At 62.7% G+C, this 13627-nt stretch carries 14 protein-coding genes; 9 read left to right on the top strand and 5 right to left on the bottom strand.

Annotated features, from left to right (window positions below; genetic code table 11):
* Window positions 1-109: 109 nt before the first annotated feature.
* Complete coding sequence (locus tag AC57B8_RS17220; protein ID WP_496480221.1) at window positions 110-1852, bottom strand: CocE/NonD family hydrolase; 1743 nt, start codon at window positions 1850-1852, stop codon at window positions 110-112.
* A gap of 674 nt (window positions 1853-2526) precedes the next feature.
* Between AC57B8_RS17220 and AC57B8_RS17225 the strand changes: the two genes are divergently transcribed.
* Window positions 2527-3702 carry a tyrosine-type recombinase/integrase gene (locus tag AC57B8_RS17225; RefSeq protein ID WP_496480222.1) on the top strand — a complete coding sequence of 392 codons (1176 nt, stop codon included), beginning with the start codon at window positions 2527-2529 and terminating at the stop codon, window positions 3700-3702.
* Between the two features lie 1035 nt (window positions 3703-4737).
* Here AC57B8_RS17225 and AC57B8_RS17230 read toward each other — a convergent pair.
* Window positions 4738-4944 carry a hypothetical protein gene (locus AC57B8_RS17230; protein WP_496480223.1) on the bottom strand — a complete coding sequence of 69 codons (207 nt, stop codon included), beginning with the start codon at window positions 4942-4944 and terminating at the stop codon, window positions 4738-4740.
* A 307-nt stretch (window positions 4945-5251) separates the two neighbouring features.
* On the opposite strand from AC57B8_RS17230, the gene AC57B8_RS17235 reads away from it, so the two are divergent.
* From AC57B8_RS17235 to AC57B8_RS17250, 4 genes are all read left to right on the top strand, one after another.
* Complete coding sequence (locus AC57B8_RS17235; RefSeq protein WP_496480534.1) at window positions 5252-5416, top strand: helix-turn-helix transcriptional regulator; 165 nt, start codon at window positions 5252-5254, stop codon at window positions 5414-5416.
* A 2-nt stretch (window positions 5417-5418) separates the two neighbouring features.
* Entirely contained in the window at window positions 5419-6573 is a 1155-nt protein-coding gene (locus tag AC57B8_RS17240) for an AAA family ATPase (RefSeq protein ID WP_496480224.1), read from the top strand.
* Between the two features lie 188 nt (window positions 6574-6761).
* Complete coding sequence (locus AC57B8_RS17245) at window positions 6762-7067, top strand: hypothetical protein (RefSeq protein ID WP_496480225.1); 306 nt, start codon at window positions 6762-6764, stop codon at window positions 7065-7067.
* Between the two features lie 123 nt (window positions 7068-7190).
* Window positions 7191-7412, top strand: coding sequence for a hypothetical protein (locus AC57B8_RS17250; protein WP_496480226.1), 222 nt, complete (start codon window positions 7191-7193; stop codon window positions 7410-7412).
* Window positions 7413-7643: 231 nt separating this feature from the next.
* On the opposite strand, the gene AC57B8_RS17255 is transcribed toward AC57B8_RS17250, so the two are convergent.
* Window positions 7644-8225 (bottom strand): HNH endonuclease, encoded by a 582-nt coding sequence (locus tag AC57B8_RS17255; protein ID WP_496480227.1) that lies wholly within the window; start codon window positions 8223-8225, stop codon window positions 7644-7646.
* On the opposite strand from AC57B8_RS17255, the gene AC57B8_RS17260 reads away from it, so the two are divergent.
* A complete protein-coding gene (locus AC57B8_RS17260) occupies window positions 8224-8667 on the top strand; it encodes a DUF4124 domain-containing protein (protein ID WP_496480228.1) in 444 nt (147 codons plus the stop codon). The two genes, AC57B8_RS17255 and AC57B8_RS17260, sit on opposite strands and share 2 nt — an antisense overlap.
* Before the next feature lie 93 nt (window positions 8668-8760).
* Here AC57B8_RS17260 and AC57B8_RS17265 read toward each other — a convergent pair whose 3' ends face one another.
* Both AC57B8_RS17265 and AC57B8_RS17270 read right to left on the bottom strand, forming a co-directional pair.
* Complete coding sequence (locus AC57B8_RS17265; protein WP_496480229.1) at window positions 8761-9264, bottom strand: DUF1643 domain-containing protein; 504 nt, start codon at window positions 9262-9264, stop codon at window positions 8761-8763.
* 13 nt (window positions 9265-9277) lie between these two features.
* Complete coding sequence (locus tag AC57B8_RS17270; RefSeq protein WP_496480230.1) at window positions 9278-10000, bottom strand: lysozyme inhibitor LprI family protein; 723 nt, start codon at window positions 9998-10000, stop codon at window positions 9278-9280.
* 360 nt (window positions 10001-10360) lie between these two features.
* On the opposite strand from AC57B8_RS17270, the gene AC57B8_RS17275 reads away from it, so the two are divergent.
* The 3 genes from AC57B8_RS17275 (at window position 10361) to AC57B8_RS17285 (ending at window position 13380) form a co-directional block, all read left to right on the top strand.
* Complete coding sequence (locus AC57B8_RS17275) at window positions 10361-10582, top strand: helix-turn-helix domain-containing protein (protein ID WP_496480535.1); 222 nt, start codon at window positions 10361-10363, stop codon at window positions 10580-10582.
* Between the two features lie 31 nt (window positions 10583-10613).
* Window positions 10614-11894 carry a hypothetical protein gene (locus tag AC57B8_RS17280; protein ID WP_496480231.1) on the top strand — a complete coding sequence of 427 codons (1281 nt, stop codon included), beginning with the start codon at window positions 10614-10616 and terminating at the stop codon, window positions 11892-11894.
* A 289-nt stretch (window positions 11895-12183) separates the two neighbouring features.
* Complete coding sequence (locus tag AC57B8_RS17285) at window positions 12184-13380, top strand: tyrosine-type recombinase/integrase (RefSeq protein WP_496480232.1); 1197 nt, start codon at window positions 12184-12186, stop codon at window positions 13378-13380.
* Window positions 13381-13627: the final 247 nt, after the last annotated feature.

The raw sequence follows: 13627 nt of genomic DNA on the forward strand, positions 1-13627 counted from the left end.
GCTACAGGGCAAGAACAGAAAGCCCGCGAAGGCCGGCCTTCGTGAGCAAGACGCACCCGCCCGTGATCATGCGGGCGCGGTCCAAGGCCACACGCCCCCGAACAATGCGCTACTTCGGTCGCGAGATCGGCGCCACCGGCAATTCAATGAACGACAACTGCGTCGGTCCGTGCAGCAATGTCTGGTTCGCCACGACGAAGTCACTGGTGGTGTTGTTGTCCGCACCGGTGTTCAGGTTCTTGCCGTAGAGCGGGAAGTTCGACGACGAGACCTGCACCCGGATGCGGTGCCCTTTGGGCAGGACCATGGCCGTGTTCCCCACTTCAAGATCGAACTGGTAAGGCACGTTCGGATCAATCAGCGAAGGCTTCAACTTCGATCCAGCCCGATAGCGCGAGCGGACGATCCGATCGACGATGTTGTGGGTCTGCCCGTCGGGGCGCACATCGACCAGCTTGACCGTGAAGTCGGTGTCTTTCGCCGAGGTCATCGCCCAGAAAGAGGCTTTCACCATGCCCACCACCGGCAGGTCGGCATCCAGCGGCGCGCTGGTGTAGACCAGGACGTCCTGCCGCGCCTCGACCGTGGCTTGTTCACGCGCGCCGCCGGGGTCCGCCTCCGGGTTGCAGCACAGGTTTCCACCGACAGTCGGAACAGGATTCGCGGGATCGTAGACAAAACGGTCGCGGTCTGCCATTCCGAGCTTGGATGCATCGGTTGTCAGAAAGCCGTTCCCCGATCGGGTGTTGGCGCTTCCGTTGCTCGACATGAAGTACTTCACCTGTTGGCTGCCGGGCAGCGGGAAATCGTCTCCGCTGACCCAGAAGCCACTTCCAGTCGCACCGCTGTCGGGTGGCACCATCACGTAGATTCGAGCGTTGGGCTCCTTGTCTGCCCCGCTGTCGAGCCCCTTGAGGTGGAGGTCGAAGAAGCGCTTCTCGATCAACGCATCAGGCTGTGCGTCCGATCCGAACGATGGCGTCTTCGTGTCGGGTGAGTGCCCATAGGCCATCCAGACGAACTTGGAGCCGTTTCTGGCCGCGGTCGTGCCGGCGCCTGCACGCATGCCCTGGTAGTTCCGAACCGAACCTACGTTGAAAAGATCGTACGAGGCCCCCGTCACCAAGGCCGGAACCTTGACGTTCGCATAGTTGGCCTCGACGTCCATCTTTTCCCAGTAGTCGTCGTAGTCGGGATGCGCCAACCAATCGTAGAAGTAGGGGTGGCGTGCCCTGAACTGCGGGATGTCGGTCAGGGGAAGTGTCGCCGCCGAAAGTGCGGTGCTGTCCAGCGTTGAAGTCCACGCCGACACCTGCGCATCGATCTCTGCTTGTGGCGTTCCTGCTGCCTGGCCGGCGCGAATGATCTGGTCCGGTCCAAATGACACGGTAAGCCAGCTGATGTTGAACCAAGGGCTGAAGACCCCGTTCACATACGTCCAGTTGTCGTGATAGTCGGACCCCGTGATCGTGGGAGCTATCGCCGCGAGGTGGGGTGGGCTCTTGATTGCTGTCTGCCATTGCGTGAGCCCCAGGTAGGAAGCGCCGGTCATGCCGACCTTGCCTGTAGACCACGGCTGCGTCCCCGCCCACTCCACGGCGTCGTACCCATCGTCCGATTCCTGCGTCATCAGGCCGAACTTCCCCTCCGAGGTGAAGGTGCCTCGCACGGATTGTGAGACCACTGCGTACCCATACGGCACCAGGCTCAAACTGCCAAGAGCCACCCCCGCGAAACAGCGACCGCCGTCCAAAAGGCGTTCATAGGGGTTGCGCGTCAGGACCACCGGCAGCTTGCCGATCTCGCCTTGCGGTCTGTAGATCTGCGTCGTGAGTTTGACGCCATCGCGCATCGGGACCATCACCTCTTCGCAGGTGATATCCGGATACTGTTCCGACGTGAGCAGTGTGGGAGGCAGGTCGGAAGACGGAGTGGAAGGTGGAGGGAGAAGCAGGGTAGCAGGCGCGGTGGAGCCGCTGTCCCCACCACACCCCCAGAGGACCAGGGAAGCGCATGCCGCGAGAAGGCCGCGTGTCGTGCGCGATCTGATGCATTTCATCATGTCTCCTAAGTTTTTTCTGAACGATCCATCTGAAACTCAACATCCCCCGCTCCAGGCGTGAACACACGATGGAGGCAGCGCAAAGACGCTGTAACGGCGCTTTGCGAAGGGCTCGGAGAAGCGTAATCAGGGTCCGCAAATGCAACTATCCGCATGAGGACAATGTGCGGTTTGCCTTCGCGGCGTTTTTCCTAAGGATGGTGTCCAAAACCAGCGTGGCAAGGTAACGCCCACCGCGGTTCCACGGAGCGCGCCCCATCTCATGCCTGCTCCCCGATGAGCCGGCCCTCCTGAACTCCCTTGTCGATTGCCTGCAACAGTTAGAGTTCGACGGATAGTCGAACGTCGACTCATGCCAAGTCACGCGCGTGACTGCTCCTGTACTTAGCCCGGAAACCTGGTGAAACTCGCTGGATCTAAGGCAGTTTTCATTGATGGGGGCGTAGATGGGTAAGGCTAAAGAGATGGGTGCGCTGGAGGTATCTCGGATCACCCGGCGCGGGATGAACTTCGTGGGCGGCGTGGCCGGCCTCGGCATGAACGTGAACGCTGGCGGCTCGCGCAGTTGGGTCCTGCGGGCCCGGGTCGGAGGTATCCGGCGGGACATGGGGCTAGGCGGCTACCCCGACGTGCCGCTGGCACAGGCGCGCGAACTTGCCCGCGAGGCCCGAGCGCAGATGCGGCTGGGGCTGGACCCCATCGAGGAGGGCAAGAAGCTGCGCAGCGCGCTCATCGCGTCGCGCGCCGCGGCCATCACCTTCTCCAAGGCCGCAACCCTCTACATCGAGGCGCACGAGGCCTCCTGGAAGAACGCGAAGCACCGCCAGCAATGGGAGAACACCCTGAACACCTACGCGAAGCCGGAGATCGGCTCGCTGCTGGTGCGCGACGTGGAGCTACCGCAGGTGCTGAAGGTGTTGGAGCCGATCTGGAAGGAGAAAACGGAGACGGCATCGCGGCTGCGCGGGCGGGTCGAGTCGGTGCTGGACTGGGCGACGGCGCGGGGCTACCGCACGGGGCCGAACCCGGCGCGCTGGAAGGGGCACCTCGACAAGCTGTTGCCGGCACCGGGGAAGATCGCGAAGACGGATCACCACCGCGCCCTGCCCTACCGGCAGATCGGCGAGTTCATGACTCGGCTGCGGCAGGCGGAGGGTGTCGGGGCCCGGGCGCTGGAGTTCACGATCCTGACCGCGGCGCGCTCGGGCGAGGTGCGCGGAGCGACGTGGAGCGAGTTCGACCTGGACGGCGCGCTGTGGGTCGTGCCGGCCGAGCGGATGAAGGCGAAGAAGGAACACCGCGTGCCGCTGTCGGATCGAGCGGTGGAACTGCTGCAGGCCCAACTGAAGATCAGCCACAGCGACTTCGCATTCCCGGCGCCCAAGGGTGGGATGCTCAGCGACATGACGTTGACGGCGGTGCTGCGCCGAATGGAGGTGGACGCCGTGCCGCACGGGTTCCGCTCGACCTTCCGGGACTGGTGCGCCGAGCAGACGGAGTACCCGAACGAGGTCGCGGAAATGGCACTCGCCCACGCAGTAGGGAACAAGGTTGAGGCCGCCTACCGGCGCGGTGACCTGCTGGAGAAGCGCGTGCAGTTAATGAGGGACTGGGCTGCTAACTTGGAGGCTGCAGTCTGAACTCAACGGGGTAGTTGGCCAACCTCAACCCTCCAGAAGCCACGCAGAGATTCCACGCACCGGGTGTATCTATCTCAAATCGGAGCGCATGAACAACAATCACTCGCGGGGTTAAGTCTCCCGCCTTTGGTACCGCGACATCGTAGAAGTCGTCAGCCACGATGACATCGCTTGGATTCAGAACCTGAAGTTGAAGTCGGATCAGCGACTCAGGAGCGAGAGCGCCGAGTTCTACGACACAGACCAAATGAACGACACAGCTTGTCGGTACGCTAGGCACCGGACAAAACGACCATCCGCCGCCAAGAACGTTGAATAGTCCGGAGAGCGAAACCGCATTCGCCGCGAAGATGCTGGAGACGCGAAGGCCAACCAATGCGTCTTCCGGTGTTGCGGGCCTCCCAACGTACTGAATCACGCCCGCGCCACCTCCCCCAGCGCCGTAGCTTCGCCCATCTTCGCCATTCGGGTCGACAGAGGCCCCCTCTGGCGGCCGTGTCCAACCCACTATGGTGATAACACCACCATGTCCGCCTCCGCCCCCAAAGCCTCCACCTTCGCCACCAGCTCGGAACACCGAATGGCGGAAATCCATGTGCACAGCGTTGCTCTCGTACACCGTGCTTCGTTCCCTGAGTTCACGTAGAAGACTCGGTGTTAGCGTTGGAAGCGAAGTCGTAGATTGCCGTGCAGCCCGCTCGTGATCGGCCTTCAGCTTCATGAGGTAGCTTGGCGTATAGGTCGCACTGTTCTCAGGAGCGTCTATCACTTTGTGATGACCACCGCACATGAGAATCAAGTTCTCTAGGCCGTGGCGCTGCTCTGCACTTTGCGAACGCTCGAAACGCGGGCCACCCGAATTCTGAGCATGGATATGGCAGACCTCGGCAAGGATCGTGTTTGTGCTGACGTCGACAACAGGCGTAGAGCACCCGGGAAACGCGCACCGATTCATCGACACCGCGAATAGCTTGCGGATCGTCGTGTCTTTTGGCCGAGACGAGCGACCCGAAGAAGTACCCACAGGGAGGGCGACTACCAGAACAGCTCTGTCTTACGCGGCTGCACCACTGGCAAATCCTGCAACCACCCCATGACATATCTGATCACGGGTTCGCTGAACTCGCGGCTATCCGTGGTCATCGTGGCCACGCTAAGTAGCGACCAGCCCGCCTTGATGTAGGCGTTGACTTGGTCCTTGTTCCGCGCCTCGGCGACTTCCTTGGTCTTGCTGTATTCCATGCTGCCCTCCTATTGGAAGGCGAAGTCTAGCGGCATCAGTCAATCCGCGCCCCTCCAGTCGAGCCACTCGCATGCCGTAGGCCCTACCCGCGCTGCACATGCCAAACGGGGCTACGAGCAGGTGTTTTCCCGAGTTTTCGCGAAATTCCGCGAGTTCCGATGTGGGGATCCCCCTCGCCGTGCGTTCTTACGACCAGCCCGGAAAACACCGTCACATTCATCTTCAACCGACTGGGCTGGTTGAAAGGTACGAATGAAAAGCGAGAAGCGCGAGCCGAGTACGGCCCAAGCACGACCCAATGGCTACATGCGCCAGCGAGAACTGCTGACGATCCTTCCCTTCAGTGCTGCGACCCTGTGGCGCAAGGTCCGTGCGGGGACCTTCGTGCGCCCGGTGCGGTTGTCCGCTAGGGTAACGGCGTGGAGCAGGGCCGGAGTCCAGGAGTGGCTGGACGCGCAGGAGGGGGTGTGACCATGGACACGAGCGACGAACTGCGTGAAGCCAGCACCCCGGAGATTAACGAGCGCGAGCCCCTTCACACCCCCGGCCTCGACCTGCAGGACGTTCTGCCCGCGGGCTCTCCGCCCGGACAGCTACACCGCTACTACCCCTACTCGACCACCGAGTTCGGCCTTCTGCCGTATCAGGACTGGCTCGTAGAGGGCGTGGTGCCGGCGCAGGGTCTGGGCGTCTTCTACGGTGGCCCGGGGACCGGCAAGTCCGCGCTCGTCATCGACATGGTCCGCTGCATCTCCGACGGCCTGCCGTGGTTCGGTCGCGAAGTCTCGCAGCAGCGGGTCTGGTACATCGCCTTGGAAGGCGCCGCCGGCGTGCGGATGCGCGTCTTGGCGGCAGAGACGCGCTACGGCCGGCGCGTCCAAGCGAAGTTCGTCTTCGACAACTTCAGCTTCCTGAGGGAGGATGACCTGAAGGAACTGCTCAGTCTCATCGACGCGTACGACGGCGTCGGTCTGATCGTCATCGACACGCTGGCCTGCGCTATGCCCGGAGGCGACGAGAACAGCTCGCGTGACCTCGGGACGGTGGTGGCCGGCGCCAAAGCCCTGCAGGAGAAGACGGGCGGCGCCGTGCTGATGGTGCACCACACCGGCAAGGACCCCAAGCGGGGCATGCGCGGGCACTCCCTGTTGCACGGTGCTATCGACACCGCGATCGAAGTGACCCGCCACGACGACGACCACCGCGAGTGGCGCGTCGCGAAGCAGCGTGACGCGGAGGACGGCATCCGCGGCGGCTTCGCGCTAGTGCGCGTGGAACTGCCGGACGACCACCGCGGCCGTGCGGTGCACTCCGTGGCCATCGAGGAAATCGAACTGCCCGAGCGCGATGACGACGCGCCGGCGCGGGCCCCGATGGGCAAGAACCAGCGCCTGGCCCTCGACGTGCTGACCGACCACCTCGCAGAACGACAGGAGGCCGGCGAGGAGTCCCCGGGCATCACGACGGACGCTGCCATCAAGCTGGTCATGGAGCAGATCGAGGCGGGCCCGAAGCATAAGAAGCTGCGGGCGAAGGAAGCCGTCGAGGGTCTCGTCGCCATGGGGGCCATCGTGGAGCAGGACGCCCGCCTCATGAGGCTCGAAGACGCCGACGCAGTCGGCGACTGACGACCGCAGGAACTCCCTCCCGCTCCATCCCCCCAGGGGTTCCGGGCGGGACGGGAGTAGCCATCCATTCCCTCCCGGTTCCGCCTCCTATGCCGCGAAGCGGGAACGGGAGTCGGGAATCTCATCCGAGTCATCCAGAGCACCGGGGCAATGCACGCCCCGCGCCTCAACCCAACAAAGAGATAGCCATGAACACCGCCAACAGATCCTTCCAGCGTCTGGCATGCAGCCAGCGGCGCTACGCCACCGAAACCGCCCTGCCGGACGGGCGGATCGAGGTCAACAGTGCCCGCTCGCGCCGCAAGGTGCTGATCGAACCTGGCTCGACCTACTCCCCGCAAGGGCCTCTGCTGCGCGTCAGCGGGCACTCCCGCGCGATGAACACGACCATCAGCAAGAGGTTCGCCGGCCGGTGGGACCCGGTCACGCGCGTGTGGACCGTACCGGCATCCAACGGGCTCGCGCTGCGCGCCTATCTGGCCGAACACTTCTGACGCCGCAGGTCGGTGGTGATGCCATCCGGCACGCCGCGGTGCAACCTGCCACACCGGCGTGCCGGCGGCGCGAAGCCCGACCTTCCGAATCGATAACACAGCATCAACATCAAGGAACGCAACATGACTAAGGTGACCCAAGGCGTTATCTCGCGCAGCTTCAACCGCAACGTGGGCAAGCCCCCCTTCCCGCTGCAACTCTACGTCTCGGCAGAGTACAGACGGGCCCGCAACCTCAATCACATCCTCGTCTCGGACCGGTACTGGAATGCCGTAATCTTTTGGTACGTAGACATCATCGAACTGGCCGCGACCGAGCAGTTGGCGGAACAGGCGCCGAAGTAGACATACCGGAGGCGCGGCCGACGGGCTGCGCCCTCAAAGACCCTGACACCTGACCAGCCGCCTCGCAGCGCACGACGCCTAAGGGCGTGACAACGCAAGCGAGGAACGGCTGGCGCCAGTCCGTGATCCTTGACGGTGCAGCAAGTCGGTAAGGTCAACTACGCCGACGAAACCCGACGCCCCGTCGAAGTAAGGGAGAGGGGTACCCCTCCCGGTTCCCGCTCCCGGTCGTCAACCTAGGGGAGCGGTCTGGGTGGGAAGCCATGCATCAGCAACGGAATCGCCTGCAGGCCGATCCGCCGGCCGTACCCGCCACGGGCGCCACCTTCCTCCGCGCAGCCTCGCCAGCACAAGACGCCGATACGCAGCGGGGTCGGGAGCCACAGCGCGCCGCGCGTGTCGGCGGTGATTACACAGAGCACAGGCCGCCGCGATGTTCTGCCGGCCGTCGCGTCCACCATCGCAGCGAGCGTGCAAGTGCTCCGCGGTGCAGCGGTGGGCCGCTGCCTGCCGTCGCGTGAGGCCATACCGTGCCGCGAAGGTGGCAGGCTCGGCGAGCCACATGGGCTCGTCGCAGTAGCAGCAAAGGCCACCCTGACGGATGAAGGCCGAAGTACGAGAAGAGATGAGAGTGCTGGGCACGCGGGACTCCAAGGTGAAAGTTGGATCCCCGATGGCCTTGGGCTCAGAGCGGGCGCCGGCGGCTCGACCTTCCGGCGGTGCGCAGCGTAGCGCTGGCGCGGTCGGGCGAAGGTGCCCGAGCGAGCGCCACTCTAGGTAAGAATCGGGCAAAGCACAAGCCCCCTTCCCCATGCGCCTCCTGCTCACCCTCCCCCTACTGCTGACCGCCTTCTCCGCATCGGCGACCCCACCTGTGTACCGATGCGAGACCGCCGGCAAGGTCAGCTACTCGGACTCGCCGTGCGTGGGCGCGAAGGTGATCGACGCCACGCCGAACCAAGGCGTCGACCAAATGTCGGGCAAGTCGCGGAAGGGCCGCGACGTGCAGCGCACGGAGCTTAACCACGCATTCGACGACGCGCTGCGCCCGCTGACCGGAAAGTCTCGCGATGAAATGGACGTGATGCGCCGGAGGGTCAGGCTGCCAGCGCGCGATCAAGGGGAGTGCCGGCAACTGGATGCCCGCTTGCCCGAACTGGAGACGGCGACGCGACGTGACACAGGTGCGTCGAAGGCGAGGACGGACGTAGACCTGTACCAAGCGCGCAAGCGCTACTTCGACCTCAAGTGCTAACGGCTTGCCGGGCAGACAGTCGCCCAACTCCCGGTTCCCGCTCCCGGTGCGGTGCCTAGGACGGTCCACGGGGACGGGAATCACGCAGCAGGATCAATCCTCGAAGTCGTAAGGGGCGAAGGTCCAGCCGTAGTCCAGGCGGCTCGCGTGTCGCGGGTGCCCCGTCGCCGTCAGTTCGCCGAATCGCAGCCACCGCGGCTCGAATCGGGCGAGGCGCCGATACAGCTCATCGCGCGCCCGTAGGAAGTAGGCGTGGTGCACGACCGGCGCACCCCACGCAGCCCAGATCACGGGCTCGGCCTGCGCCGCCACCACCTCCTCGATGGCGGCGAGGTTCCGGTCGAAGGCCACCCTGTTCACCTTGGCCGGCAGGGTGCGGTAGTCCGTCGCCCTGACCGGGTAGAGGTTCGTCATCGCGAATCCGTCGAAGCCGTTCCGCCGCGCGACCTCGTCCACGCGCGCCACCGTCGGGTCGCTACGCTCCTGAGTGGCGGTCGAAGGGTTCAGGCCGACCGTCACCAGCGTGCGCCGGCCAGCGCGGCCCAGCAGGTAGCGCCACTGGTCGTTCTCGTCATTCGAATAGAGGTCATACAGCATCGGGCAACTCCTGTCAGCCCTTGGCCACAAGCTGCTTCGCGCGGGCCTCTGTGAGCTTCGCCTTGCAACTGGCGACTTCGAGCACCATGGCGGAACCGCCGGCCACGTCGCCCCCGCTCTCGGCGGCGATCTTGGCCTCGCTGCAACTCGTGTCGCGGGTCTTGATCCACGCGCGCTGCTCGTCGCGCAGGGCCGTCTTGCCTGCGTCGTCCAGTCGGACGCGCACGGCAGCGTAGGCAGCGTTCAGCGCCTTGTCAGCCGCGGCGTATCGGTCCTCGGTGCCGGCCTGCTGCTCGGCGGCCGTCGTACCTGCCGGCGCGCCAGTGTCGGACAGTGCTGGGACGGCGATAGGCTCCGCCACGCCGCTCGCCTTCGCCGCCTTCTCGGCCTCGCGTCGGGCGTATAGCTCGCTGTTGCTGAACCCGACGCTGAAGCCGGCGAGCGCGAGGGCGAAGGGGTCGATGCCAGCGACCGACACGCGGACGCTCTGCCCATCGTCCGAGGGCTGCACGGTGTACTGCAGGCTGCCCTGCAGGTTCGGCCCTTGCACCCTGACGCTCGCGTCCGTCCGGGCCGCGCTCTGCAGCCATCCGTCGTTCGGGTCGAGGTCGTGCGCATCGGTGGCCACGATGGTCGCCTCGCAGGTCGGGCGGGCGCCGTTCTGGCCGGGGATGGCGGCAACACCCTGCAGGGTGATCCTGAAATGAGCCTTGCCCGCGGCGGTCACGTCGGGCACGCGGTCTGGGAAGACCTTCCAAGCGACGGTCTTTCCAACCCCCTCCCACACGAGCTGTTCGATGAGTTCCTTCGCGTCGGGGGAGGAACAGCTGGAGCGGTCGCTCGGAGAGGCTGATGCTGCCGATATCGGGGCCGGGGGAGAACCGGATGCAGCCCCTCCGGTGAACAGGCGCCGAGCGCCAAAACTGCGACGGCGCCGAGGCACCCTGCCATTGCTCGAATCATCTTTTCCCCGCTCCACTCGTCGCCGCCGCATAACCTCGGCGATCAAAATATACGAATTAGTGTTTATGCGAAATAAAGCATAACACCGAGAGTCAGCCGGGTGAAAACCTTGGCTCAGAAGTTCGGTGAGTGCGTGCGCGAGATGCGGCTAGAGATGGGCCTGAGCCAAGTCGAGTTCGGCGAGCGCTGCGGGTTCTATCAGACCTACCTGAGCCGAATCGAGAATGGTCAAGCGAACCCCACGCTGAACGCCGTTGAAGTGATCGCGAACGCGTTGGGCCTAACTGTGTTCGAACTTTTCGATAGGATTCGGCAAACGTCACGAAGCCGACCACGCGCATCCAAGAGTGAATAGCGTGATCCGAAATGCCTAGCTAGGAGTACGAATGAAGGTTCATGAAGTTTTCGGAATCAAGCCAGAAGTCAGCGAACATTCATACATAGACCGCGGCTCACTTGATCGCGAGTTCAAGAAGCTCCTCGCACGGCAACAGACGCATATCGCCATTCGCGGCGCGTCGAAATCCGGGAAGTCCTGGCTCCGTCAGAAGGTGCTCGTCGAGCCTCTCATCGTCCAGTGCCGACTTTCATACTCCACTTTGGACATCTACCGCGACGCCCTGGCGCGGCTAGAAATTCGGCTAGAAGTTGACAAGACGATCACGAATTCCTTTGGTGGAAAGATCTCAGCTGCAGGTGAAGCCGGCTTCAAGCTGCTTGCAAAAGTGGAGGGATCCGTAGAGGGGACGTACGATCGTGAATCGGCGGTCACAGATCGACCAGTCGGGAAAGATATTACCGACTTAGAGTTCATCGCCGCCCTCATCCGCGAGTCGGGCAGAACACTGGTAATCGAGGACTTCCACTACCTACCCGTCGAGGAACAGCGCAAGTTTTCCTTCGATCTCAAGACACTCTGGGACTACAAGACCTTTGTTGTGGTGGTGGGTGTTTGGATCAGCGAGAACATGTTGATCACATTGAATCCTGACCTGTCAGATCGCATCGAAGAGCTATCGGTGACATGGACCTCCGTTGAACTGAAACAGGTCTTCAACAAGGGATGCCAAAAACTCAATCTTCGCCCTACTGACGCCGTCGCTACCGAACTGGCCTCCATCTCGTACGAAAGCGTTGGCCTTCTGCAAAAACTAGCGCTGCGATTCCTCGATGATGAACTAGGGATTGAGGAGTCGCCTCCAGACGGATCAGAGCTAGTCGTCGATTCAACGGCGCAGATATCTGACGCGGCAATGCATGTCGCGGAACAGTTAAACCAGCTATATCAAACCTTTGGCAAACGCGTGTCTGAGGGGATTCGGACTAGGAGAAATTCGACCGGCATCTACGCGCATGCCATGGCGTCAATCATGGCCACGCCCGACGCACAACTCTCGACCGGCGTTGATGCGAAGGTGATCTTCGCAGATGCTCACAAGCGCGAGCCCCGCATATTGCTAAACAACCTCAAACTGGTCTTGAGCAAGTTTGCCGATCTCCAGGTGGATGCGGAGGGGCGAGGACTCGTTCTTGCCTACGACTCCCAAGGCGAGGTCGTCAGCGTTGTAGATCGCCAACTGCTGCTGTACAGGCGCTTCGCGACGATCAAATGGCCTTGGGAAGACTTGATCGCTGAAGTCTCGCAGGCTCAGGGCGCGTTCGATTAGCTGCGCTTGGGATCGCCGCAGCCCGCCTCACCCAGTCGCACTGTCGACAGATGGGTGAACGGATGGGTAAGGATATCGAACTGGCCGAGCGTCGATGAGAGACATCGATGGCTGGCGGAGAGTGTGTCCCTAGAATTCTTGTCCAATGGAATCCCATAGAACATCTAACCCATTGAATTTAAAAGACTTTATTAATCCAACACTCCGATCAGGTTGAACTGATTCCGATGACAGCCGATGCTTTATGTGGGCACAATGTGGGACAAGATAGTTCAACGGAACCACCCCCTTGCCCAAGATCGCTCCAGAGCTCTCAGCTCGTGCCGTAGCCGCCATCAAGACCGAAGGTCGCCATGCCGTTGGTGGCGCAGCGGGTCTCCATCTTCGCGTCACCGCCGGGCATCGTGGCTGGGTGCTACGCATCATGGTCGGCGAACAGCGCCGCGATATCGGCCTGGGGCCCTTCCCTGAGATCGGCCTGGCTGAGGCACGCGAAAAAGCCAGGGGGATGCACAAGCTCGTACGCCAGGGTACCGATCCGTTGACCTCCAAGCGTGCGCAGCGAAGCGCCTTGCTTGCTCGGCATGCAGCAGAGAAAAATTTCGACTGGTGCGTTACGGAGTTCATCAAGTCCAAAGCGGACGAATGGAAAAACCCCAAGCATCGACAACAGTGGGAGAACACCCTCAAGACCTATGCGTCGCCACACGTCGGAAACATGTTGGTGCAGGACATTGACCTGCAGCACGTTCTGCTTTGTCTGGAGCCCATCTGGAGAACCAAAAACGAGACGGCCTCGCGTCTCCGCGGTCGTATCGAGTCGGTACTTGACTGGGCCACAGTGCGCAAGTACCGCAGCGGTGAGAATCCGGCCCGCTGGAAAGGGCACTTGGACAAGGTGCTGGCCGCACCGATGAAGATCCAGAAGGTGCAACATCACCGGGCGATGCCGATCGACGAGATGTCCGCCTTCATGAGCAACTTGAAGCAACGTGCCGGAGTGGCGGCTCGGGCATTGGAGCTCGCCATCCTGACGGCAGCGCGGTCAGGCGAGGTGCGTGGAGCAACCTGGAGCGAGTTGGACATGGACGCGAAGATCTGGACGATCCCCGCAGGACGAATGAAGGCCGGTCGTGAGCATCGAGTACCTCTGGGTGAGGCAGCGATGAAGTTGCTCAAGGAACTGCCCAAGGGAGGGCCAACGGCTCTTGTGTTTCTCGGCACCAAGGACAAGGCGCTGTCGGACATGAGCTTGACCGCGGTAATGCGGCGCATGGGCGTCGACGCCGTGCCCCACGGATTCCGGTCCACGTTCCGGGACTGGGCAGGAGATCGAACCACTTTTCCTCGGGATCTGGCCGAAATGGCCCTGGCTCACGTCATCGAAAACAAGACCGGGGAAGCCTATCGTCGCCTTGATGCCCTGGAGCGCCGCCGCGAAATGATGGATGCATGGGCGCGATTCATCGAGGGCCCGATCGCTTGAAATGAATACGGTGAGCACGGTAGCTGTGGTCGCGAACTTCTCGCCGTGGACCAAATAGCACCGGCAGGCGGAAAGGCTCGCTCCTCAACCAACCCGGTTTCTCTGACAGCACGAAACCGTCCGTCAGAGCCAACGACCAATTGAGTGCGCACACCACCTCGATGACCTTCAAGCGTTGATCGCTCGCGAGAGATCTCGACCTTCGCCGCGTGGTGGAACAGGGGGCTTTTATTGCTTCAGCGCGGAC

This window comes from Variovorax sp. BGA-UO-ETr-C22 (assembly GCF_059567965.1).